Source organism: Corallococcus sp. AB018 (assembly GCF_003986945.1).
Lineage (GTDB): Bacteria > Myxococcota > Myxococcia > Myxococcales > Myxococcaceae > Corallococcus > Corallococcus exiguus.
Genome location: NZ_RAWR01000496.1, coordinates 1 through 565, shown reverse-complemented (window position 1 = coordinate 565; position 565 = coordinate 1). Strand labels below are relative to the sequence as shown.

1 pseudogene is annotated in these 565 nt (G+C 75.0%); it reads right to left on the bottom strand.

Annotated features, from left to right (window positions below):
• A pseudogene (locus D7Y11_RS42865) lies at window positions 1-445 on the bottom strand (hypothetical protein); the annotation flags it as partial.
• Between the last annotated feature and the right edge of the window lie 120 nt (window positions 446-565).

Below are 565 nucleotides of genomic sequence, written 5' to 3'. Positions count from 1 at the left end.
CCGTCCACGCACCCAACCCGTGCAGCAGCAACCCCGGCACCACCGCGACCGCCACCGGCAGCGCCTTGAACGGCGGCCTCGGCGCGTCCTCCGTCAGGCGCACGCGGGGCTCCGACACCCGGCCGCCTTCCATCGCACCCGGAGCTTCCGGCGCCACCACCGGGCCGGACTCCGCCGCGGACGCCGTGGGCACCGGCCGGGGCCCCTCCTCCGTCAACACCCGGGCCATCACCTCCGGCGGCACCACCGTCGCGTCCGAACCCCGGCGCTTCGGCACGTCCCGGGGGATGTCACTCCCACCCAGCTCGGGACCGCTCGCCAGCAGCTCGAAGGCGGACCGCCAGCCGCCGCCGTCCTGCGCCCGCGCGGGCCCCGAGGCCAGCCAAAGCCCCAGCACCACCGCGAAGGTGGCTCGCGCACTCCACACCGGGCGCCCATGCCCCATGACCGTCGTCTCGCTTCCCTGGGAGCGGCCTTCCACCCCTCCCACCCCGGACCGAAGCCCGGAATGGCGCAGGTGATAACCCCGCCCCCGGAATGCGCTGAACGAAGCAGCGTGAAGAAG